21 protein-coding genes and 2 tRNA genes are annotated in these 22,181 nt (G+C 39.0%); 16 read left to right on the top strand and 7 right to left on the bottom strand.

Going from position 1 to position 22,181, the window contains the following annotated elements; translation table 11 throughout:
* Window positions 1-56 precede the first annotated feature (56 nt).
* The 5 genes from BCU57_RS07070 (at window position 57) to BCU57_RS07050 (ending at window position 5,537) form a co-directional block, all read left to right on the top strand.
* Window positions 57-1,682: a tryptophan halogenase family protein gene (locus BCU57_RS07070; RefSeq protein WP_102435443.1), complete on the top strand. Its 1,626-nt coding sequence runs from the start codon at window positions 57-59 to the stop codon at window positions 1,680-1,682.
* Between the two features lie 37 nt (window positions 1,683-1,719).
* Complete coding sequence (locus tag BCU57_RS07065; RefSeq protein WP_102435441.1) at window positions 1,720-2,448, top strand: SapC family protein; 729 nt, start codon at window positions 1,720-1,722, stop codon at window positions 2,446-2,448.
* A gap of 109 nt (window positions 2,449-2,557) precedes the next feature.
* A complete protein-coding gene (locus BCU57_RS07060) occupies window positions 2,558-4,045 on the top strand; it encodes a tryptophan halogenase family protein (protein ID WP_102435439.1) in 1,488 nt (495 codons plus the stop codon).
* A gap of 6 nt (window positions 4,046-4,051) precedes the next feature.
* Window positions 4,052-4,735, top strand: coding sequence for a DUF6445 family protein (locus BCU57_RS07055; RefSeq protein ID WP_102435437.1), 684 nt, complete (start codon window positions 4,052-4,054; stop codon window positions 4,733-4,735).
* 13 nt (window positions 4,736-4,748) lie between these two features.
* Window positions 4,749-5,537, top strand: coding sequence for a ThuA domain-containing protein (locus BCU57_RS07050; RefSeq protein WP_102435435.1), 789 nt, complete (start codon window positions 4,749-4,751; stop codon window positions 5,535-5,537).
* On the opposite strand, the gene BCU57_RS07045 is transcribed toward BCU57_RS07050, so the two are convergent.
* Window positions 5,534-6,586, bottom strand: coding sequence for an SMP-30/gluconolactonase/LRE family protein (locus tag BCU57_RS07045; RefSeq protein WP_102435433.1), 1,053 nt, complete (start codon window positions 6,584-6,586; stop codon window positions 5,534-5,536). The two genes, BCU57_RS07050 and BCU57_RS07045, sit on opposite strands and share 4 nt — an antisense overlap.
* A 132-nt stretch (window positions 6,587-6,718) precedes the next feature.
* Here BCU57_RS07045 and BCU57_RS07040 point away from each other — a divergent pair, with 132 nt between their 5' ends.
* Both BCU57_RS07040 and BCU57_RS07035 read left to right on the top strand, forming a co-directional pair.
* Window positions 6,719-7,963 carry an endo-1,4-beta-xylanase gene (locus BCU57_RS07040; RefSeq protein ID WP_241903424.1) on the top strand — a complete coding sequence of 415 codons (1,245 nt, stop codon included), beginning with the start codon at window positions 6,719-6,721 and terminating at the stop codon, window positions 7,961-7,963.
* A gap of 567 nt (window positions 7,964-8,530) precedes the next feature.
* Window positions 8,531-9,691 carry an endo-1,4-beta-xylanase gene (locus BCU57_RS07035; RefSeq protein ID WP_102435431.1) on the top strand — a complete coding sequence of 387 codons (1,161 nt, stop codon included), beginning with the start codon at window positions 8,531-8,533 and terminating at the stop codon, window positions 9,689-9,691.
* 353 nt (window positions 9,692-10,044) lie between these two features.
* On the opposite strand, the gene BCU57_RS07030 is transcribed toward BCU57_RS07035, so the two are convergent.
* From BCU57_RS07030 to BCU57_RS07020, 3 genes are all read right to left on the bottom strand, one after another.
* Window positions 10,045-10,121: transfer RNA gene (locus BCU57_RS07030), tRNA-Val, on the bottom strand.
* A gap of 20 nt (window positions 10,122-10,141) precedes the next feature.
* Window positions 10,142-10,218: transfer RNA gene (locus BCU57_RS07025), tRNA-Val, on the bottom strand.
* Between the two features lie 203 nt (window positions 10,219-10,421).
* Window positions 10,422-11,792, bottom strand: a complete 1,371-nt coding sequence (locus BCU57_RS07020) for an MATE family efflux transporter (RefSeq protein ID WP_102435429.1) — start codon at window positions 11,790-11,792, stop codon at window positions 10,422-10,424.
* Window positions 11,793-11,821: 29 nt separating this feature from the next.
* Between BCU57_RS07020 and BCU57_RS07015 the strand changes: the two genes are divergently transcribed.
* Entirely contained in the window at window positions 11,822-12,439 is a 618-nt protein-coding gene (locus BCU57_RS07015) for a riboflavin synthase subunit alpha (protein ID WP_102435427.1), read from the top strand.
* Between the two features lie 66 nt (window positions 12,440-12,505).
* Here BCU57_RS07015 and BCU57_RS07010 read toward each other — a convergent pair whose 3' ends face one another.
* Window positions 12,506-12,706: a CPXCG motif-containing cysteine-rich protein gene (locus BCU57_RS07010; protein ID WP_102435425.1), complete on the bottom strand. Its 201-nt coding sequence runs from the start codon at window positions 12,704-12,706 to the stop codon at window positions 12,506-12,508.
* 386 nt (window positions 12,707-13,092) lie between these two features.
* On the opposite strand from BCU57_RS07010, the gene thrS reads away from it, so the two are divergent.
* The 5 genes from thrS to BCU57_RS06985 all read left to right on the top strand — a co-directional run bounded on the left by thrS (window position 13,093) and on the right by BCU57_RS06985 (window position 16,898).
* Entirely contained in the window at window positions 13,093-15,021 is a 1,929-nt protein-coding gene (gene thrS, locus BCU57_RS07005) for a threonine--tRNA ligase (RefSeq protein WP_102435423.1), read from the top strand.
* Between the two features lie 3 nt (window positions 15,022-15,024).
* Entirely contained in the window at window positions 15,025-15,567 is a 543-nt protein-coding gene (gene infC, locus BCU57_RS07000; RefSeq protein ID WP_076540890.1) for a translation initiation factor IF-3, read from the top strand.
* Window positions 15,568-15,656: 89 nt separating this feature from the next.
* Window positions 15,657-15,851, top strand: coding sequence for a 50S ribosomal protein L35 (gene rpmI, locus BCU57_RS06995; RefSeq protein ID WP_055023949.1), 195 nt, complete (start codon window positions 15,657-15,659; stop codon window positions 15,849-15,851).
* 18 nt (window positions 15,852-15,869) lie between these two features.
* Window positions 15,870-16,229: a 50S ribosomal protein L20 gene (gene rplT, locus BCU57_RS06990; protein ID WP_076540889.1), complete on the top strand. Its 360-nt coding sequence runs from the start codon at window positions 15,870-15,872 to the stop codon at window positions 16,227-16,229.
* Window positions 16,230-16,328: 99 nt separating this feature from the next.
* A complete protein-coding gene (locus BCU57_RS06985) occupies window positions 16,329-16,898 on the top strand; it encodes a GNAT family N-acetyltransferase (protein WP_102435421.1) in 570 nt (189 codons plus the stop codon).
* Window positions 16,899-17,078: 180 nt separating this feature from the next.
* On the opposite strand, the gene trxB is transcribed toward BCU57_RS06985, so the two are convergent.
* Window positions 17,079-18,032, bottom strand: coding sequence for a thioredoxin-disulfide reductase (gene trxB, locus BCU57_RS06980; RefSeq protein ID WP_102435419.1), 954 nt, complete (start codon window positions 18,030-18,032; stop codon window positions 17,079-17,081).
* Between the two features lie 156 nt (window positions 18,033-18,188).
* Window positions 18,189-18,668 (bottom strand): peptide-methionine (S)-S-oxide reductase MsrA, encoded by a 480-nt coding sequence (gene msrA, locus BCU57_RS06975; protein ID WP_102435417.1) that lies wholly within the window; start codon window positions 18,666-18,668, stop codon window positions 18,189-18,191.
* Between the two features lie 173 nt (window positions 18,669-18,841).
* Here msrA and astE point away from each other — a divergent pair, with 173 nt between their 5' ends.
* From astE to BCU57_RS06960, 3 genes are all read left to right on the top strand, one after another.
* A complete protein-coding gene (gene astE / locus BCU57_RS06970; protein ID WP_102435641.1) occupies window positions 18,842-19,873 on the top strand; it encodes a succinylglutamate desuccinylase in 1,032 nt (343 codons plus the stop codon).
* 149 nt (window positions 19,874-20,022) lie between these two features.
* Window positions 20,023-21,201, top strand: coding sequence for a thiamine pyrophosphate-dependent dehydrogenase E1 component subunit alpha (locus BCU57_RS06965; protein ID WP_102435415.1), 1,179 nt, complete (start codon window positions 20,023-20,025; stop codon window positions 21,199-21,201).
* Window positions 21,202-21,203: 2 nt separating this feature from the next.
* Entirely contained in the window at window positions 21,204-22,181 is a 978-nt protein-coding gene (locus BCU57_RS06960; RefSeq protein WP_102435413.1) for an alpha-ketoacid dehydrogenase subunit beta, read from the top strand.

Raw genomic sequence — 22,181 nt, 5'->3', positions numbered from 1 at the left:
GATAGCGGCTGTCCCCAGTCGCTATCACCCTTATTTACTTGTGTTTGTGGTGAGCAATGAATAATAAAATCACAGAAGTTGTTATTGTTGGCGGTGGTACAGCAGGCTGGTTAACGGCAGGGATCCTTGCTGCACAGTTCAAAAAAAAGTCACTAGCGTTTAATATCACCCTAGTTGAATCCGCTGATATTCCCACGATAGGCGTGGGTGAGGGGACTTGGCCTTCAATGCGTGAAACGCTGAAACATATCGGGATTCGCGAGTCAGATTTTTTAACTCATTGCGATGCCAGTTTTAAGCAAGCGTCGAAGTTTGTTAATTGGAACAATCCAACGACGAGTCATAGTTATTACTACCATCCATTCACACAACCTGTAGCGGCTGATTTTCAACAGATAACCGACAATGCAGTCACTAACCACTCTGCTTATCATTACGATGGTGCAGCCAGTTTCGCTCAATTATTCTGTTATCAATCAAGTCTTTGCCAGCTTAATTTAGCCCCTAAATTAACCCATACAGCAGATTACGACTATATCGGTAATTATGGTTATCATCTTGATGCGGGTAAATTTGCATTATTATTAAAAAATCATTGTATTGATACACTTAACATCAAACATATCAGCGCTAACGTCATAGGACTTAATGCGGATGCAACAGACTTTATTACCTGTTTACAGACGGATTCTTTAACGTCGCCGCTTGTTAATGGTGACTTATTTATCGATTGCAGTGGTCAACAGGGCTTATTGATAAAACAGCATTATAAAATTCCGTTTATTTGTAAAAAATCTATCTTGTTTAACGACCGTGCCGTTGCGGCTCAGGTGCCTTATTCATCGAAAAACCATCCCATTAATTCAAGTACCCTTGCCACAGCGCAGGCTGCTGGTTGGATTTGGGATATTGGATTGCAATCTCGCCGTGGGGTTGGCTATGTGTATTCCAGTGAGTTTATATCAGATGAAGAAACCAAGATTGCGTTAACGCAATACATTGGTGGTGAAGTCGACAGCGTAAGCGTTAAACACCTTAGCTTCAATCCTGGCCATTTAAGCAAATTTTGGCATAACAACTGTGTTGCTATCGGCATGTCAGCTGGCTTTATAGAGCCGCTAGAAGCGTCAGCTTTAGCCTTAGTCGAACAATCAGCGATGTTTATTGCTGAGCAGTTTCCGCATCATGTGCAAGTATTGCCTCTTATTGAAGAGCGTTTTAATCAACGAATGCTCAACCATTGGCAACAAATAATTGATTTTTTAAAGCTGCACTATGTTTTATCAAATAGAAAAGACAGTGAGTATTGGCGTAAACATAAAGATGACACCACAACGCCAACTTCTTTACTGAAGTTATTGGCGCTTTGGCAGCACCAAGCCCCGAGTAAATACGATATTACCCAAGCTTATCCGCTTTTTCCTGCTGCCAGTTATCAATACGTGTATTACGGCATGAAGCAACATGAGCTGAGTGACAAACTCGATTTAAGTCAATACTCGGCGCAAATACAGAAGGTCGCTCAGCAGCAACAACAATTAAAACAAGTCGCTATTTGTAATCGAAGTTTACTTAACAGTATTCAGCAAAGCATTATTCAAACAAGCAGAAACAAAGATCTCACTATAAAAAAAAAACCATTCATAACCGCGCCGACGATCATCATGACAAGGCTCAATTAGCATAGTGGTATTAATAAAACCCAAAAGGAACGCATCTATGGCTACTCACGCATTATTAAATAACGTTGAACATAAAAATATAAAAATTATTACCGAACGTTCAGCTAAGTATGGCGATGACCAGTGGTTTTCACCGACTTTTGTCGCTGAATTTAAAACGGTTCAGGCTCATTACCCGATTATGTTTCAAAAAAATGCTGACACAGGCGAGTTTACGCCAGTCACCCTGTTTGGGTTTAAAAATAATGAAAACTTATTCTTAAATGAAGGTAAGTGGGATGCCAGTTATATCCCGCTTTCAATGCAAAGATTGCCATTTTACATTGGCACTCAGCATTCGGTAATGAACGGGGTATCTGAGCCACAAAGAGTCATTACCTTAGATATGGACTCACCTAGAGTCAATGATGAGCAGGGCGTTGAACTGTTTTTACCTTTTGGTGGCAATAGTGAATATTTGGAGAATATGGCCAATATACTTGAGGAGTTACATCAAGGGCTCAATGCGAATGCATTATTTGTTGCTGCACTCACTCATTTTGATTTACTTGAAGCGGTGACTATCGACGTGACGTTAAATAATGACAGTCAGCATCAGTTAATTGGTTTTTATACTATCAATGAAGATAAGCTAGCCAGTTTGGCGGCTGATAAAGTGATTAAATTACATCAATCAGGGTATCTTGAAGCCATTTACATGATTATTGCTTCTCAGGCGCATATGAGAAAACTGGTTGAACGTAAAAACAGTCAACTGACCCATTAATGGGATTTTGATGATAAATACTTTATCAGTAAATTTGTTTATTTATTATCATTAATTCGATACCGTATCATGGCTATATATCTTTTAAACAAGCATGCAGGCTACTGAAATGAATAAAAAAATAACAAACGTAGTTATAGCTGGCGGTGGTACTGCTGGTTGGATGGCTGCTGCCGCTTTTGCTAAGTTATTAGGCAAGAATATTAATGTCACTTTAGTTGAATCTGATTTAATTCCTACCGTAGGTGTCGGTGAAGCAACCATACCGACCTTACACATTTTTCATGATTTATTAAAAATCAACGAAGCTGAATTTATGGCTGCGACGAATGCCACGTTTAAATTAGGTATTTCTTTTGAAAACTGGCGTGATGTTAATCAAGACTATATGCATTCATTTGGTTACATAGGCCAAAGTTGCTGGGCTGCAGGATTTCAACATTTTTGGTTAAAAGGTGTTAAGCAAGGGGTTGCCAGTGACATAGGCGATTACTGCCCTGAACACGTGGCAAGTCGTGTAGGTAAATTTGCAGTGCTAGCTAATCATGATAGAAATCATGCGTTTCATACCGATGCAGGACTTTACGCCCGCTTTCTACGTCAGTTTTCTGAAAAGTATGGCGCTAAACGCATTGAAGGAACGATTTCAAAAGTAAATTTAAATGAACAAAATGGTTTTATTGAATCGTTAACATTAGCTGATGGTCAACAGATTGCTGGTGACTTATTTATTGATTGCACCGGTTTTAAAGGCATGCTGATAGAAGAAACACTGCATACCGGTTATGACGATTGGCGTCATTGGTTACCTTGCGATAGCGCAATTGCGGTGCAAACGAAGCAAACGAAACCACTGGTACCTTATACCCGCTCTATTGCGCATCCTTGTGGTTGGCAATGGCAAATACCGCTGCAAAATAGAATGGGTAATGGTTTAGTCTTTTGTAGTCAATATCTGTCTGATGATGACGCTAAATCATTACTGCTTGAAAATATTGAAGGGGAGCTGATCAACGAGCCTCGAGTTATCAAGTTTCGGACTGGTACTCGACGTAAGCATTGGAATAAGAATTGTGTCGCTATCGGTTTATCCAGCGGATTTATTGAACCACTTGAATCAACCAGTATTCATTTGATCCAACAAAGCATTGTTCGATTAATGCAAAACTTGCCAACAACCGCAATGGAAAGTGGCGTGGTTGACAATTTTAATCAAAAGATGCGAATTGAAATTGAGAATATTCGTGACTTTATTGTGCTTCATTATCATGTGACAGAGCGAAAAGACAGTGAGTTTTGGCGCTATTGTAAGCAAATGGATATCCCTGAAAGCTTACAAAAAAGAATAGATTTATTCAAACAAAGTGGCCAAGTGTATAAAACAGATCAAGAGTTGTTTGGTGAAGCTTCATGGCTACAAGTGATGTTAGGCCAAGGCTTGATGCCTGAGCAATATCATCCTATTGTCGATAACATGTCTGATGACGAATTGGCGCAGTTTTTAGGTACCATTAAACAAAGCATCGCTAGACGGGTAAATAGCTTGCCTAACCATGTGGATTTTATAAATAACTACTGCAAGTCTACAATCAGTTAAGGCGCTATGTTTAGTATTAATGCTGATATAAAGCCTCGTATTGAATATATCGGTAACAGTAAAATACCTATTGTTATTATTGATGATTATGTCGCGGACATCGAGGTTGTTCGTGACCAGATCATTACTGCTTGTCAGTTTATACAGGATAAACATACCCAATACCCGGGGATCAGAAGTGCCATGTCCAAAGCTGATGTGGTTGCTTACTTAAAACCACTGATGCAAGCCTTGTATTCTATTTTTAATTTGCCTAAACACCTTACGCCAAGCCCTTGTGATAACTATTACTCACTGTTGACCACAGCAGAAGCTGATTTGTCATTAATACAAACCATTCCACACTTTGATACTTATCATCCTAATCTTATTGCCTGTATTCATTACTTATCTTGTCATCAACATGGCGGTACCGCTTTTTTCCGCCATAGACGTAGTGGCTATGAATTTATTAATGAAGCCCGATTAGCAGAGTACCAAACAACACTTAATACTTTACAGCATAGTGGCTACTGCACTGAGGAACATCCAGATTTTGAATGTTATAAAGTGATCCCATATCAGCAGAATCGGTTAATTATTTTTCCTGGGCAACTACTGCATTCAAGCCTGGTAAAACCGGCGTTTGATATCAATGACAATCCCATTACCGGTAGATTGACGGCAAATTTATTCGTCAAATTTAAATAGGATAATATTACAAATGCATAAATTTTTACTCGTGGTATTTATAGCCATTGTTGGTTTTAACCATCAACACAGCCACGCGACAGGTTTCGAAACCTTAGCGGCTAAACAATTCAACGTACTATTATTTACTAAAACAGCTGGCTGGCATCATAAGTCTATTCCAGCAGGCGTCACGGCGTTTGAAAAGCTTGCAGATAAACATTATTTCAATCTGATCTGGCATGAAGAAAGTCATTACTTTAACGATGAGTACCTCAGCAAGGTTGATGTCGTGGTATTTCTATCTACTACGGGTGATATTTTGTCGAATGAGCAGCAGCAAGCCCTTGAACGCTACATTCAGTCAGGAAAAGGTTTTGTCGGGATACATAGTGCATCGGATACTGAACATGACTGGGGCTGGTATCAACAACTCGTTGGGCATACGTTCGTTATACACCCGGTAGTGCAAACAGCTTGGCTGTCTAAAGTGTCTAGTGAATTTCCTGGTCTAGAATCAATGCCTGAAAAGATGCTGTGGACTGACGAATGGTATGAGTTTGGTGAAGCTAATTCAACGGGACTGAATTATCTTTTGACTGTCGATGAAACCAGTTATAACCCTAACGCTGATTGGGGCACCAAGCAGGGCAGCGGCATGGGTGATTTTCATCCTATTGCTTGGTATCACAACTTTGATGGCGGTCGATCGTTTTATACTTCATTGGGCCATATCAAACCAGTTTATCAAAATAAGCTTTTTTTAGACCATCTATATGGCGGACTATATTGGGCTGCTACGGGTAAAGGAATAGTCGATTAATTTGAATGAGTTGTTGATATACCTGCAATCGTTGATTGTAAGGTAAATAAGCCATTACCCGTGGTGATAAGAATGGTTTTTAAATCTTTACCACCAAAAGCCAAGTTGGTAATTTTAGGGGCAATATAAACGCTTTGAAGTAATTCACCTTGTGGGTTATAGACATATAATTTACCTTCATTATGACTGGCAGCATAGATGTTTCCGGCACAATCAACATTGATCCCATCTGGTGTATCAATGTTGATTTTAAAACTTAATGCCCCTAATTCATTATTTTCTGTAAGTTGGTGTGCAAATATTTGATGGCTATAATCACCTATATATAGAGTTTTTTTGTCAGGTGATAAACTAATCCCATTAGGTTTGATGAACTTAGTTGATAGCAAAGAGACTTCATTTTTAACATTAACTTTATAGACACCGGTGAAGGGGGTTTGTTGCGTTCTACCGCTTAATTGCCAGTCGGGATCGGTAAAGAATAATTCTCCTGAAGGATGCTTGATAAGGTCATTGGGAGAATTAAATTTTGCGCTGTTAAAGTCATTTACCATTAACACTCGTTCTTTGGTCGTTAGTGAAAATGTATTCACTGAGCGGGTGTCATGATTCATGCTGATTAACTGTTTATTCTCAGCTAGCAGTCCATTGGTACCGCTATTTTCAATAAACAACTCAACACCGTCTTGCTCATTCCATGAATAAATAGCTGCTTCTGGCCCATTTGTTTGAGGACCATTAAAATCCATTTCTGAAAAATAAAATTTACCTGTCAACCTAGACCAAGTTGGCCCTTCTAAGAATTTGAGTTGAGTGGTGATCAATTTAGGTGATAGGCCTTTTGCAAAAGGACGTATATCCTTAGGGCAGTTTGCAATTATGGTTGAATGTGATTTGGGGGCAATCAAATTGCTTTGTTGATCAGCGGCCTTTATGTTTGGTCCCAAGACTAGCATCAGCCCAAAAACAAAAACACGCTTTAAATTGCCATTAGTTAGTGTATTCATATCTAAATCGTCTCTTTGAATATTGTCATGTTTATCTACCATGCATTGATGCTCAAAAGCTTAGCCGCTTTTTTTGTATCAATAAATTAACAAAATAAATCCAAGTGGTCAAATTGACTATTACATTAAAATCCTCATAAGATAGCTAACACTATTTATACAATGGATGACAGGATGAAACTAAATACAAGGAAAGTAGGCGTAGGGAAACAAGCGTTAACGACATGCTTAGGCGTATCTAGCCTCGCAATATTAAAGTTATCAGTTTTAAAACTAGCTGTGATGCCAATATTTTTTTCAATGTTGTATTCAATCCATGGCGTTGCCACTGAAGCTGAGATACAGAACGGTCTCATTGAAAATGAAGCTTTAAAACAACACTTTAAAAATGATTTTAAAATTGGGGTAGCAGTGAATGATGAAATTGTCTCAGGACAGGATCCTCTTAGCGCTGGCATTATTTCCAAACAATTTAATACCATCACCATTGAAAATGCCATGAAGGCAGAAATCGTTAATCCACTTCCTGATCAATTTAATTTTACAGCAGCTGACCAATTTATTGAGTTTGGTAAAAATAACAATATGTTCGTCGTAGGGCATACGCTTGTGTGGCATAACCAAACCCCTGATTGGTTTTTTAAGCAAAAGAATGGTGAACAAAACTCCCCTGAACAGCAAATTGATCGAATGGAGCAACATATTAAGCTAGTAGCAGGAAGGTATCGTGGCAAAGTGGATGCTTGGGATGTGCTAAACGAAGTCATCGGTGATGATGGCAACTATCGTCAAACCGTGTGGACTAATGTCATCGGCAATGGTGACGAAATGGCCAAAGCCGCTTTTACCTTTGCCGCCAAGTATGCACCCAATACAGAACTTTACTATAACGATTTTAATGCCTGGAAACCGGCCAAGCGTGATGGCATTGTCAAAATGATTAAAATGCTCCAACGTGAGGGCATTAAGATCGATGGAATAGGGATTCAAGCCCATTGGGGGCTCAACTTTCCTAAACGTCATCTCATCGAAGACGCAATAGATGTATACGCGGCATTGGGGCTGAAGGTGATGATAACTGAACTCGATATTGATGTGTTGCCATTTACCAAAGAAGGTCAAGTTATTGGGCAAGGCTTTATGCACCCGCAGTTTCAAGAGCAAGAATTTAAAACTTACTTAGATCCATATTCAGATCATTTACCCGCTGATATTGAAGCAAAATTATCACAACGATATACAGAGCTTTTTGATATATTCAAAGCAAAGCGTGAAAAGATCGACAGAGTCACCTTTTGGGGATTACATGATGGAATGTCGTGGAAAAATGACTATCCAATTCCGAACCGCACCAATTATCCGCTGCTATGGGATAGAAAACACCAACCTAAGCCTGCATTCAAGGCACTGTTTAACTAAACATTTGATTTCAAGCTGAATGCTGAGCGCCGCAGATAGACATTGTTGTTATTTATTACTTCAAACTCCCGATCTTAGCGGTAGATAAACTTTATAGCCATTTGGCTCTGGCTTTAACGGCTAATGGTGATAACGACTGTAATCATTCGTTTGATGCTGAAGTTAAATCGTCAGTAAATATAAAATCTATGTTACATAAATGTTTTAATAAGCAGCAAAATAGTCTATTTTAGATTAGCTTGTTGTCCAAAGGACTATTTGATAGTTTCTCATTATAACCCTAGCAGTATAGGAATAATCATAATGAGTGCTTTGGACTTGATTTACAAAATGGCGAGAGCAACTGAAATCTTTACTCATCAGTTAGACATTTCTTACCTTGGTATTAGCAGGCTATTAAGTTGCAGGCTTAATTGAGAGCCTGTAATTAAAGCCAATATTTATTCGGATTAGCGACTATCAGTCACTAATTAGATTCGTTTAAACGGCAACTATTAACCTTGTTTGGTCGATGTGATGCATTAATATTCGGCCAGATTACTCACAAATAGCTGGACATGGAAAGTGATGAAAATAATTAATAAATTCAATAAATCGTTAATTGCAGGTTGTGCCACGGTAGTTTTAGCGCTATCAGGCTGTAATAGTGGCCAAGGTGTCACTCAGCAAACAAAACCTGAAGCAACATTGACTCAAGATATTATTTTAAAAAATCAATTTGCTGAAAACTTTAAAATGGGTACAGCAATCAGTAAATCTCAAGTATTGAACCCTACCGATCCAGAGCTATTGTTAGCGGCTAAACACTTCAATACCTTCACGCCTGAAAATTCGATGAAATGGGAGTCAGTGAATCCGCTACCCAATGAATATCAATTTGACGTTGCTGATGCATTAGTAAACTTTGCTAAGAACAACAATCAACAATTGGTTGGTCATACTCTTGTTTGGCACTCGCAAACGCCTGATTGGGTGTTCGAAGATGATGCAGGAAACCCTTTAAATCGTGAGCAACTATTAAAGGTTATGGAAACACATATTAAAACTGTTGCCGGTCGTTATGCTGATCAAATATTTGCTTGGGATGTAGTCAACGAAGCACTTAATGAAGATGGCAGTTTGCGTGAATCAAAATGGCAGCAAATTATTGGTGATGACTTCATTGAACAAGCCTTTATTTATGCACAACAAGCAGCGCCTAATGCCAAACTGTATTACAACGATTACAATATGTTTAAGCCTGAAAAAAGAGCAGGCGCTATTGCGTTAATCAAGCGACTGAAACAAAAGGGCATTCAAATTGATGGTGTAGGTATGCAAGCGCATTATTCACTAGATTATCCTGACTTCAATGAAGTTGAAGATTCAATTGTCGCGTTTGCTGCAGCAGGCGTTGATGTCATGGTCACAGAGCTTGATATTTCAGTGTTACCATTTCCTGAAAACTTAGCAGCAGGCGCCGACGTCTCATTAGATGTCGCACTGCAACAACAATATAATCCGTACGCTGCAGGTTTACCCATTGAAGTAGAGCAGCAATTGGCATCACGCTATCAAAACTTGTTTGCTATCTATAAAAAACATAGCGAAAGCATAGGCCGTGTTACGTTTTGGGGCGTGAGTGATAAGCAAACTTGGCGCAACGGTTGGCCAATGGAGGGGCGAACGGATTATCCGTTACTCATTGATAGAGATATGAAGTTAAAAGCTTTTGTGAATTCTTTATAAGCCTTTATATAAACTACAAAACAGCCACTCTTTGAACAATCACTGAGTGGTTTTTTATTGCTGTTGGAAAAATCAAGGGATTGGTTTTCTTGAATTTCAGCTTGAACTATTACGATTAATGGAAGGGTTAGAGCAGCTAACTGGAGTTTAATTAACGTTAAACCTTTTATAAGGGTGATTATTTACACGTTTGGTGCTGGAAATACGTTAGCAATCATCATTGGAGTAACTCTAAGAGAAAGTGCTGATTTTTAGATAAAATGCGGTATCTAGAAAATGGCATAGTATTAAAAGGAAGGAATTACAGACATAAAAAAACCAGCATAAGCTGGCTGAATTATTATGATTTGAAATGGTACAACTGAGTGGATTCGAACCACCGACCCCTACCATGTCAAGGTAGTGCTCTAACCAACTGAGCTACAGTTGTAACGTGTCTTTCAAAAAATATGGTACAACTGAGTGGATTCGAACCACCGACCCCCACCATGTCAAGGTGGTGCTCTAACCAGCTGAGCTACAGTTGTATCGTTCAACGTTGATAAAAGACTTCATCGTTGGGACGAGCGATATATTACGGGATACGCGTTTTGATGCAAGCAAAAAAATCAAAAATATGAACGAGTGGCGATTTGCTGTGCAAATTGAGTCATATAGCAGCGTAGGCGTGTTTTTTTTAAACATTATCAGCATGCTCATCTCGTTCAAATTTTATAACGACTAGTTAAAATTAACTTCTATCTTCCAATACTGCTTTGAAATTAGCATTCTTTTGAATATAAATAAGTCGTAATGCAAATAACACTGCAGCACTGGTTAAGCCCGCGATTAAGCCTATCCAAAAGCCATGTGCGCCCATCGCAGGTACAATGATATCTGTACGCGCAAGTATATAGCCAAGTGTCATGCCAATGGCCCAGTAAGACACTAAAGTAATATAAAAGGCACTCTTAGTGTCTTTATAACCGCGAAGAGCGCCAGCAGCCACAACTTGGATAGAATCAGATAATTGGTATAAAGCTGCAAGGAACATTAAGCTACCCGCTAGCGCAACGACTTCAGGGTTATTATTATAAAGGAGGGCTATTTCAGTTTTGAACGATACAGTAATGATTGCCGTTACCACTGCTAATGAGAATGCAATGATTAGCCCGATTTTTGTCACCAGTTTTGATATTTCTAATTTATCTTGCCCTAGGTAATAACCCACTCTAATCGAAACGGCAATACCGATTGATAATGGCAACATAAATACAATAGATGAGAAGTTTAGGGCAATTTGATGGCCTGCAACAACGTTAGCACCAAGGGGGGCGAGCAATAAAGCTATAACTGCAAATAGACTGACTTCAAAAAATAAAGCCATAGCAATAGGGGTGCCATGCTTCATCATTTCCCAAATGGTTTTCCAATTTGGCTTATTTAATGTCGAAAATGGCGCTATCTCAGCAAATTTCTTGTGAAGTTGCATGTATATCATCATGGCAAATAACATAGCCCAGAACACTAATGCAGTTGCAATACCACAACCAGCACCGCCCATCGCAGGGACCCCGAAATGACCATAGATAAAGATATAGTTGGCAGGGATATTAACCGCAAGACCGACAAAGCCAATAACCATCGTCGGTAATGTATAAGAGATGCCTTCAGAGCAGCCCCGTAGTATTTGGTACAAAATAAATGCAGGTACACCCCACATAAAACCATGTAAATAGCCTGCACTTAACTCGGCTAATTCAGGTTCTAAAGCCATCATGGTAAAAATAGTTTTAGCAAATGAGAGGAACAACAACACACCAACACTGCCAATTATGGCAATATAGAATGCTTGCGACATCAAGGGTTGGATTGCTTTTGGATTATTAGCGCCGTGATGATGGGCAAACACTGGTGTAAATGCCAACAGTAGCCCTTGCACAAACAATAAAGCAGGTAACCATAAGCTGGTACCAATCGCGACTGCAGCCATATCGACAGCGCTGACTCTACCGGCCATAACAGTATCGATAAATCCCATCATTGTTTGGGTAACTTGAGCAATTAATACTGGCATTGCCAGTTGGATTAATTTTTTGGCCTGAAAGCCTGTGTTATTCATTTAAAAACCTTCAACTAAAGAGCACAAATATGTTTACTGGTATCGTACAAGCGACGTGTGATGTTATTACAATTAAAGCACAGAGTGGTTTAAAAACATTTGAAGTTAATATTCCAGAAGAGCTACAGCATGGTTTAGAAACTGGTGCGAGTGTGGCAAATAACGGTGTTTGTTTAACGGTCACAAAGCTGGTGAATAATAGAGTTTATTTTGATGTAATGGAAGAGACCTTACAGCTAACAAACTTAAATTTTATTGAACCGGGTGACAAAATCAATATTGAACGTTCTTTGACCTTCGGAAAAGAGATAGGTGGCCACATTTTGTCAGGTCATGTTCATACCATGGCAACAATTACCCACATAAGTCATACCGATGAGCATTACAATTTAACATTAACAGTACCGGCTAAATGGATGGATTATATCTTCTATAAAGGTTTTATAGGCGTCAATGGATGCAGTTTAACGGTAGGAGAGATTGATCAAGACCAGTTCAAGTTACATTTGATCCCAGAAACGCTCAAATTAACTAATTTGAGTGACTGCAAACTGGGTGACAAAATCAATATCGAAATCGATAGTCAAACTCAAGTTATAGTCGATACAGTAGAAAGAGTTTTAGCTAAAAAATCATTGCTAAAATAGCCTACAAAGGCTTAGATTGATGACACATTCTAAGCCTTTTAAATAAAGATTAATCATTTCTAGCTGTTAGTAAAACTGCTCATCATCAGAATCAATAAACAATTGAATGGTTCTATTTGAATCGTTTACTTGCAATCGCATATGGATTGGATTGCAGCACACTCGGCAATCGTCATAATACTCTTGGTCTCCACAACTTGTATCAATATGGACATGTTGATTATGGCCGCAATGTGGACAGCTTATTACTCGGCTGACTAAATTCATAACTTCCCCCAGTATTTAACATTAAAGCATTTGCAAAACTAAAAAACCTTTAACCGTTTAGCAGCAAGCAGGATTGAGCTTGGAATTAAGTATAGTAAACATTAGTAAAACTCGCGTAATGCCAAAGTTGTCAGTTGAGGTAGCAGCTGCATTGGCTATTAAAAGTTAATCGAGTCATCCAAGAAGTGTAAAAAGCTGTTGTGATGGTGTTTTATTCAATTTTGCGACTGAGTTAGCTTGCTTGCAAAAGGCCTTTTCACATACAATGCGTATTCATGCCACTTATGACTCAGACTCCTGTAATGTCTGATGTTCGGTGGCATTTCTTTTATATATTAATTACCAAGTGGCCCTACGTGTGGGTCACCACTGGATAAGGAAATGAAATGCCTATTATTACTTTGCCTGATGGCAGCAAACGTGAGTTTGCCGATTCTGTTTCTACTTTAGACGTCGCTGCCGACATCGGTCCTGGTTTAGCTAAAGCGTGTATTGCTGGTCGTGTGAACGGTGAACTCGTTGATGCTTGTGATTTAATTACCACAGATTCAGAACTTTCAATCATTACGGCTAAAAATGAAGAGGGTGTTGAAATCCTTCGCCATTCTTGTGCGCACTTATTAGGTCATGCTATTAAGCAAATGTGGCCTGAAACTAAAATGGCAATCGGTCCAGTTATTGATAATGGCTTTTACTACGATATCGATTTAGATCACAAGCTTACTCAAGAAGATATCGATGCGTTAGAAAAACGTATGCAAGCATTAGCTAAAACAAATTATAGCGTTGTTAAGAAAGTGGTTTCTTGGCAAGAAGCCCGTGATACGTTCGAAGCTCGTGGTGAAGAATACAAAATTGCAATCTTAGATGAAAATATCAGCAAAGATGCAACCCCAGCGCTTTACCATCACGAAGAATATATTGATATGTGTCGTGGACCTCATGTACCTAACATGAAGTTCTGTCAAAACTTTAAGTTAATGAGTGTTGCTGGTGCATACTGGCGCGGTAACTCTGACAATAAAATGCTACAACGTGTTTACGGTACTGCTTGGGCAGACAAAAAAGCTCTTAAAGTACATTTAAACCGTCTTGAAGAAGCGGCTAAACGTGACCACCGTAAAATTGGTAAACAGTTAGACCTTTATCATATGCAAGAAGAAGCGCCAGGAATGGTGTTTTGGCACAATGATGGTTGGAGCTTATATTTAGAGCTTGAGAAGTTTATTCGTCAAAAACTAGGGCAATACACTTACCAAGAAGTTAAAGGTCCATTAATGATGGATCGTAACTTGTGGGAACGCTCTGGCCATTGGGACAAATACGCTGATGCGATGTTCACAACGAACAGTGAAAACCGTGAATATGCGATTAAGCCTATGAACTGTCCGGGACACGTACAGATCTTTAACCAAGGGTTGAAGTCTTACCGTGATTTGCCATTAAAAATGGCTGAGTTTGGTTGTTGTCATCGTAACGAACCATCAGGTTCTTTACATGGCCTAATGCGCGTTCGTGGCTTTACTCAAGATGACGCACACGTATTCTGTACCGATGACCAAGTTCAAGAACAAGTCAGTGAATGTATTCAAATGGTGTATGACACATACGGTACGTTTGGATTTGAAAATATCGTCGTTAAATTATCAACTCGTCCAGAAAAACGTATTGGTGATGACGATATGTGGGATCGTGCTGAAGAAGCATTAAAGAAAGCACTTAAGGCTAATGATATCGAATTTGATATTTTACCTGGTGAAGGTGCGTTCTATGGCCCAAAAATCGAATTTACTTTGCATGATTGCTTAGATCGTGCGTGGCAATGTGGTACAGTGCAACTTGATTATGCGTTACCTTCACGTTTAGGTGCTACCTATGTTGCTGAAGATAACACTCGTCAAACACCGGTTATGATTCACAGAGCTATTTTAGGCTCACTTGAGCGCTTCCTCGGTATTCTAATTGAAGAGTATGCAGGTAAATTCCCGACATGGCTTGCACCAGTGCAAGTAATTGTTATGAACATTACTGATAAACAGTCTGATTATGTAGATGAAATTGTTAAAACTTTCAAAGAAAGTGGCATTCGAGCATCTAAAGACTTGAGGAATGAGAAAATAGGCTTTAAAATACGTGAACATACGTTAAAGCGTGTACCTTATTTATTGGTCGTTGGTGATCAAGAGATAGAAAATAAGGAAGTTGCGGTACGAACACGTGACGGTATCGATTTAGGCAAGATTAAAATCAATGATTTTATTGCCAAGATACAAAAACAAATTTCGAGCCGTAGTCTAATTTTGTTGGAGGAATAGGTCATAAAGATCAAGAGAGCAGCAGGGCGACAGCCAGCCCCTAATCGTATTAACGAAGAAATCACTGGCGTACCAGAAGTTCGTCTATCGGATATCGAAGGCGAATCTGTTGGAATCGTAAGTATTTCACAGGCTCAAGAATTAGCTGATGAAGCAGGTGTAGACCTGGTTGAAATTAGTCCTAACGCTGAGCCTCCGGTCTGTCGCATTATGGACTACGGTAAGTTCCTTTTTGATAAAGCGAAAGCTCAAAAAGAACAAAAGAAGAAGCAGAAACAGGTCCAGCTGAAGGAAATTAAATTCCGTCCTGGCACTGATGAAAACGACTATCAGGTAAAACTACGCAACCTGATTCGTTTTCTAGAAGATGGGGACAAAGCGAAAATTACGCTGCGTTTCCGTGGTCGCGAAATGGCACACCAAAGCTTAGGTATGGATCTTTTGAACCGTATCAAAGCAGATTTGGAAACATATGCTGTTGTTGAATCTTTCCCGAAAATGGAAGGTCGACAAGCAGTTATGGTCCTAGCACCTAAAAAGAAATAGTAGGGCAACCAATTAAAAAGTAGCAAAATCCTTTTTGAGGGTTTTGCTCGCCTTACGTTTTATTAATGTCCCAATGCGGAGTTTTAGCAATGCCTAAAATGAAAACAGATAAGGGTGTCCAAAAACGCTTCAGAAAAACCGCTAATGGTTTCAAGCGCAAACAGGCACACTTACGTCATATTTTGACAAAGAAGAGCACTAAGCGTAAACGTCACTTACGTGCTAAATGTTTAGTAGCTAAGTCTGATGTGCCAGCAATTGCACGTCAACTACCATACGCTTAATTAAAGGAGATATGAACAATGCCTAGAGTTAAGCGTGGTGTAACCGCTCGTGCTCGTCACAAGAAAGTACTTAAATTAGCCAAAGGTTATTACGGAGCTCGCTCTCGTACTTTCCGTGTTGCTGTTCAAGCAGTAACTAAAGCTGGTCAATATGCTTACCGTGACCGTCGTCAAAAGAAACGTCAATTCCGTCAACTTTGGATTGCACGTATCAATGCGGCATCTCGTCAAAATGGTCTTTCTTATAGCCGTTTCATTAACGGTCTTAAAAAAGCTTCGATCGAAATCGATCGTAAAATTTTGGCTGACATCGCTGTATTCGACAAAGTTGTTTTCACAATTTTAGTTGAAAAAGCAAAAGAAGCTTTAGCTAAGTAATTAGTTATTATTCTTTAAAAAAGGAACCTTAGGGTTCCTTTTTTTATATCTAAAATTTAGAATCTTGCCATTGTGTTTGACTTATTGGAAGTAGGTGTTATGAAAACCCAGTTAGCAACAGACAGATTATCAATTGCTATTATGACGCTTGATGATGCCGATTTACTTTACGCTCTAGACCAAAATCCCGATGTGATGAAATATATAAACGGCGGAAAACCTACCTCAAAATCTGATATAGAACATATTTCTATACCACGTTTGGCAAGTTATTTAACGCCATCCAAAGGGTGGGGCTTTTGGAAGGTGTTTGAAAAGCGAGAACTAGATACTGTTGATCGTCGTGATAACTTTGTTGGTTGGATATTGATTAGGCCCATGGGCTTTTTCAGTGAGACCCCTGAATTTAATAATCTTGAAATTGGTTGGCGATTCAAACAATCAGCTTGGGGGAAAGGTTATGCGACAGAAAGCGCCAAAGCAGTGATTAAATTATTGGTAGAGGAACAACCAATTATTGAACGTTTTACAGCAATAGCGGATAAGGATAATTTAGGTTCAATTAAAATTATGAAGAAAATAGGAATGGAATTTATCTGTCAGCAGTTTCATTCAGATGTTAATGGCAAAACTGAAGTTGTAATATACAGTTTGAAAGTTAACCATTAAAAAAATGAGTAATGTGCAGTAATAGTGTTAAACAAAAACTGGTCAACTGTATAAACAACAGCCTTCACCTGTGTTATTCACATCGATAAAATACAAACAATAAAAAAGCCATCACAATAATGGATGGCTTGTCGCTACTAGCTCACTATGTGTAAACTAGTAGATTACAAAGTGACGATTCTACTTTTGTGCGTCTAAGTAACGCTCGGCATCTAACGCAGCCATACAACCTGATCCTGCTGAAGTAATAGCTTGACGATAATGTTGATCCATTACGTCACCACAAGCATAAATGCCTTCAACACTTGTCTGAGTTGCGTTACCTTGAAGGCCACTGTTGACGGTAATGTAACCGTAGTTCATATCAAGTTGACCGTCAAAAATACCGGTGTTTGGGCTATGACCAATCGCAATGAAAACGCCAGCAACCTCTAAATCTGAAATTGACTCATCTTTAGTGCTTTTCATTTTAAGACCGGTAACACCCATGTTGTCACCGACGACTTCATCAAGAGTTTGATCTAAGTGTAGGATGATATTGCCATTAGCAACTTTATCCATCAGACGGTTGATCAGGATCTTTTCTGATCGGAAAGAATCACGACGGTGGATTAAATGCACCTCAGAAGCAATATTACTTAAATAAAGCGCTTCTTCAACAGCAGTGTTACCACCACCAACTACAGCCACTTTTTGGTTACGATAAAAGAAACCATCACAGGTAGCACAGGCTGATACACCACGGCCCATAAATGCTTCTTCAGATGGAAGGCCTAAATATTTGGCAGATGCACCAGTTGCAATGATTAATGCGTCACAAGTAAACTCACCATTGTCTCCTTTTAATCGGTAAGGGCGCTGGCTAAAATCAACTTCATTAATATGATCAAAGATAATTTCAGTATCAAACTTTTCAGCATGTTCTTGCATTCTTGCCATTAATGCTGGACCGGTTAAGCCATTAGCATCGCCTGGCCAGTTTTCAACTTCAGTAGTCGTAGTCAGTTGACCACCTTGTTGCATCCCAGTGATCATGACAGGCTTCAAATTTGCACGTGCTGCGTAAACTGCAGCAGTATAACCAGCAGGGCCAGAACCTAAAATTAACAGGTTAATATGACGAGCTTGACTCATTTTTTTATTTCTCCATTACATGCTTTAAGCAATTTGCATGGATTGTAGGGAATTTACAGGGTGGGGTAAAGTAGCGATTGCTCCAAGATATAGATTGAGGCAATCGATACCGTACACAAAAGACACCAAGGACTTATCGCATTAGACTTTTACATGCTAATAACTAATATGACAACTTGGTAAGCCATTCTTTTCTAGATAGTTTTGGTGGTATTCTTCCGCCGGATGAAAGGTTTGAACCGGTACAATTTCAGTTACAATTTGTCGTAATCCCCATTTACCACTTTGAATTAGCAACAATTTAGATTGCTCTGCTAATAATTTTTGTTCTTGGCTGTGGAAAAAAATAGTGCTTCGATATTGGCTGCCAATATCACCACCTTGCATATTTAGAGTGGTTGGATTGTGGTTTTGCCAAAAAACGGTCAACAACTCTTCATAGCTAACGATATGTTCGTCAAACTCAACCTGTACCACTTCTGCATGGCCCGTTACGCCCGCTTTCACTTGCTCGTAGGTCTGAAATTTGTCATTTCCCCCCATATAACCGCATTGTGCTGCAACTACACCATTTATTTGTTTAAAAAAATATTCAACGCCCCAAAAACAGCCTGCACCAAAAGTTGCTATAGTCATACGATACCCGTAAAGAAGTCTAGATGGCTAAAAGTATATTTATTCTAATAAATAATGCAAGCAAAGATTTACACTCTGTTAAATGTTACTTAACGTTAGCTTCCCCTAAATGTGATAGAATCCGACTACCGTTTGAAACCATTCAATATTTAAAGCCGCATCAAGGAGTCAGCGTGTTTCAACAATTAATGGATGACAAAGATTTTTTAGCATTTACGTTAACTAACATTAATAACAAGGTGCCAGAACAGCGCTTTGAATTGTCAAATAAAACAACAGTTACGATTTTAGATAACGGGATTATTTGTTTTAATCCAGCTCAAGGGTCGACTAAAGACATTGTTTTATCTTGTGCCATACATGGTAACGAAACAGCACCTATTGAAATCTGTAACGAACTCATAAATAATTTATTAAAAGAAACAATCGTTACAAAACAAAGAGTCCTGTTTATAATTGGCAATCCAGATTCCATACTCAGCCAAACACGCTTTGTAGAAGAGAATATGAATCGTTTGTTCAGTGGGGCACATTCTTCCGGTTTAGGTTTATCAAATAAAGAAAGAGTTAGAGCAAAAAAATTAGAGGAATATGTAGCTAATTTTTATCTTCAAAATAATAGCTCACAACGAATACATTACGACTTACACACCGCGATAAAGCCGTCTAAACATGAGAAATTTGCGATTTATCCTTACAGGCCTGGACGTAGCTTTAGTGCTGATCAAATTATGTTTTTAGCGGGTTGTGATGTTGACACCATTTTATTCCATCATGAACCTACCACTACTTTTAGCTATTATTCATCAGTACAATTCAAAGCCGATGCATTTACAGTCGAACTGGGTAAAGTGATGCCTTTTGGCGAGAATGATATGTTAAAATTTGCCAATACTAAAAAGATGCTTTTGCAGTTGATAACTCAACAACAAGTTGAACTAGCTCCTTTTGATAAAGACAAACTTCACTTATATAAAGTGTCTCGTTCCATTAACAAGCAGTTTGATGATTTCAAATTCACCTTTGATAAGACAACGGTAAATTTTTCTGGGTTCAAGCAAAATCATGTATTAGCAACGGAAGGTGACACTGAGATTAAGGTCATTTATCCATACGAAGCTATCGTTTTTCCTAATGAAAATGTACCTGTGGGCCAACGTACAGTATTATGTTTAGTGCCAGCACCTAATGAAGACATTCAATAAGTTGTAAAGCTAAATATACATTTTATATGACAGGATATTCACTAAGTGGAATGAACATTAGTTGATAGTAAGTTTACGTTAACGTAATGTTCGTTCGCATATAATAAATTACGCTTTATTTTTAAGGCTACAAATAACAAGAGCACAATATGAGCAACGCAACACTGACTAATGAAACAGTGCATCGTGTCAGCTTCTTAGACAAAGCTTCATTGCACATTCCTATTTTAAAAATTCTACAAGCTGATGGCACAACTTACGAAAATGCCGTTATGCCCGTTATTGATAAAGCCTTGGCTGAACGTATACATGATACTTGTGTTTTTACCCGAGTATTAGATGAACGTATGTTAAGTGCTCAAAGGCAAGGTCGTATTAGTTTTTATATGACTTGTACTGGCGAAGAAGCCTCTATCATTGGCAGTACTGCTGCACTTGATGACGGTGATGTCATATTGGCGCAATACCGAGAGCATGCATCACTTAGATATCGTGGTTTTACCACTGAACAATTTATGAATCAAATGTTCAGTAATGAAAAAGATTTAGGTAAAGGCAGACAGATGCCAATTCATTACGGTAGTAAAGAATTAAATTACCAGACAATTTCATCACCACTAGCGACTCAAATACCACAAGCTACCGGTGTTGCACACGCTTTTAAATTACAAGGCAAACGTAACGTTGCTATTTGTTATTTTGGCGAAGGTGCAGCATCAGAAGGTGACTTTCACGCAGGCCTAAATATGGCTGCAGTTTTAAAGTCACCAACGATCTTTTTCTGTCGTAACAATGGTTACGCGATTTCAACGCCAACTGAAGAGCAATTTGCAGGTAATGGCATTGCCAGTCGTGGTGTTGGTTATGGTATGCACACTATTCGTGTTGATGGTAACGATATGCTTGCGGTACTCGCAGCAACTCAACAAGCTCGAGCTCATGCGTTAGAACATAATGCGCCAGTACTCATCGAAGCGATGACGTACCGTTTAGGTGCACATTCATCTTCAGATGACCCATCGGGTTATCGTTCAAAAGAAGAAGAAGCTAAGTGGGAGCAACATGATCCTGTTAAGCGCTTTAAACTTTGGATGATCAATAAAGATTGGTTAAACGAAAAAGATGATGCTGCAGCTTATGAACAATACCGAGAAGAAGTACTTAATGCCGTTAAAGTGGCAGAAAAAGTGGCTTTACCGCATATCGACTTGTTAATCACAGATGTATTAGATAAACCAACACCTGCTTTAGAGAAACAATTAGCTGATTTAAAACAACATATTAAAAAATATCCTAAGTCGTATCCTAAAAGTGCAGGGAGAATTTAATCGTGGCTGAAATGAACATGTTACACGCCATTAATGATGCGTTATCAATTGCGATGACCGCGGATGAAAGAATGGTGGTATTTGGTGAAGATGTTGGACACTTTGGTGGTGTTTTTCGAGCGACATCTGGACTACAAGAAAAATTCGGCCGTGATCGTTGTTTCAATACACCGTTAACCGAGCAGGGTATTGCTGGCTTTGCTAATGGCTTAGCCTCAAATGGCATGACTGCTGTGGCAGAGATCCAATTCGCTGATTATATCTTCCCTGCATTTGACCAAATCGTTAATGAATCAGCAAAATTCAGATATCGCAGTGGTAATCAATTTGATGTTGGCGGACTGACTTTTAGAACCCCTTATGGTGGCGGTATTGCAGGCGGCCATTATCACTCGCAATCTCCAGAAGCGTACTTTACCCAAACGCCTGGTTTAAAAGTTGTCATTCCACGTAACCCAGAGCAAGCAAAAGGGCTGTTACTTGCTTCTATACGTGACCCTAATCCAATTATTTTCTTTGAGCCTAAGCGTCTTTATCGTGCTTCAGTTGGCGAAGTGCCCGCTGGCGATTATGAAATCGAGCTAGGTAAAGCAGAAGTGGTTAAATCAGGAACTGATATCACATTACTAGGTTGGGGCGCGCAAATGGAGATCCTTGAAAAAGCAGCGCTTATGGCTGAAAAAGAGGGTATTTCATCTGAAATTATCGATTTGCGCACTCTGGCACCATGGGACATAGAAACCGTTGCTGCTTCAGTTAAGAAAACGGGTCGGTTATTAATAAACCATGAAGCGCCGTTAACAGGTGGCTTTGCTGGTGAAATTGCAGCAACAATTCAGCAGGAATGTTTCTTAAGTCTTGAATCACCCATTAGCCGAGTATGTGGTTTAGATACACCATACCCGCTTATTCTTGAAAAAGAATACATGCCAGATGAGCTTAAAACATTCGAAGCCATTAAAGCATCAGTTAATTTCTAG

The organism is Shewanella sp. 10N.286.48.B5 (assembly GCF_002874355.2).
Lineage (GTDB): Bacteria > Pseudomonadota > Gammaproteobacteria > Enterobacterales > Shewanellaceae > Shewanella.
Note: the sequence above shows the minus strand (reverse complement) of the source record. Positions and strands in the feature narration are given on the sequence as shown.

Bases quoted from the DNA above. Each gene is read 5' to 3' on its own strand.
- rplT (WP_076540889.1), top strand. From the start codon at position 15,870: ATGCCTAGAGTTAAGCGTGGTGTAACCGCTCGTGCTCGTCACAAGAAA.
- BCU57_RS07065 (WP_102435441.1), top strand. From the start codon at position 1,720: ATGGCTACTCACGCATTATTAAATAACGTTGAACATAAAAATATAAAA.
- thrS (WP_102435423.1), top strand. From the start codon at position 13,093: ATGCCTATTATTACTTTGCCTGATGGCAGCAAACGTGAGTTTGCCGAT.
- rpmI (WP_055023949.1), top strand. From the start codon at position 15,657: ATGCCTAAAATGAAAACAGATAAGGGTGTCCAAAAACGCTTCAGAAAA.
- BCU57_RS07045 (WP_102435433.1), bottom strand. From the start codon at position 6,586: ATGGTAGATAAACATGACAATATTCAAAGAGACGATTTAGATATGAAT.
- trxB (WP_102435419.1), bottom strand. From the start codon at position 18,032: ATGAGTCAAGCTCGTCATATTAACCTGTTAATTTTAGGTTCTGGCCCT.
- BCU57_RS07010 (WP_102435425.1), bottom strand. From the start codon at position 12,706: ATGAATTTAGTCAGCCGAGTAATAAGCTGTCCACATTGCGGCCATAAT.
- BCU57_RS07055 (WP_102435437.1), top strand. From the start codon at position 4,052: ATGTTTAGTATTAATGCTGATATAAAGCCTCGTATTGAATATATCGGT.
- BCU57_RS07020 (WP_102435429.1), bottom strand. From the start codon at position 11,792: ATGAATAACACAGGCTTTCAGGCCAAAAAATTAATCCAACTGGCAATG.
- BCU57_RS07050 (WP_102435435.1), top strand. From the start codon at position 4,749: ATGCATAAATTTTTACTCGTGGTATTTATAGCCATTGTTGGTTTTAAC.
- msrA (WP_102435417.1), bottom strand. From the start codon at position 18,668: ATGACTATAGCAACTTTTGGTGCAGGCTGTTTTTGGGGCGTTGAATAT.
- BCU57_RS07015 (WP_102435427.1), top strand. From the start codon at position 11,822: ATGTTTACTGGTATCGTACAAGCGACGTGTGATGTTATTACAATTAAA.
- BCU57_RS07060 (WP_102435439.1), top strand. From the start codon at position 2,558: ATGAATAAAAAAATAACAAACGTAGTTATAGCTGGCGGTGGTACTGCT.
- BCU57_RS06965 (WP_102435415.1), top strand. From the start codon at position 20,023: ATGAGCAACGCAACACTGACTAATGAAACAGTGCATCGTGTCAGCTTC.
- BCU57_RS07040 (WP_241903424.1), top strand. From the start codon at position 6,719: ATGAAACTAAATACAAGGAAAGTAGGCGTAGGGAAACAAGCGTTAACG.
- BCU57_RS06985 (WP_102435421.1), top strand. From the start codon at position 16,329: ATGAAAACCCAGTTAGCAACAGACAGATTATCAATTGCTATTATGACG.
- BCU57_RS07070 (WP_102435443.1), top strand. From the start codon at position 57: ATGAATAATAAAATCACAGAAGTTGTTATTGTTGGCGGTGGTACAGCA.
- BCU57_RS07035 (WP_102435431.1), top strand. From the start codon at position 8,531: ATGAAAATAATTAATAAATTCAATAAATCGTTAATTGCAGGTTGTGCC.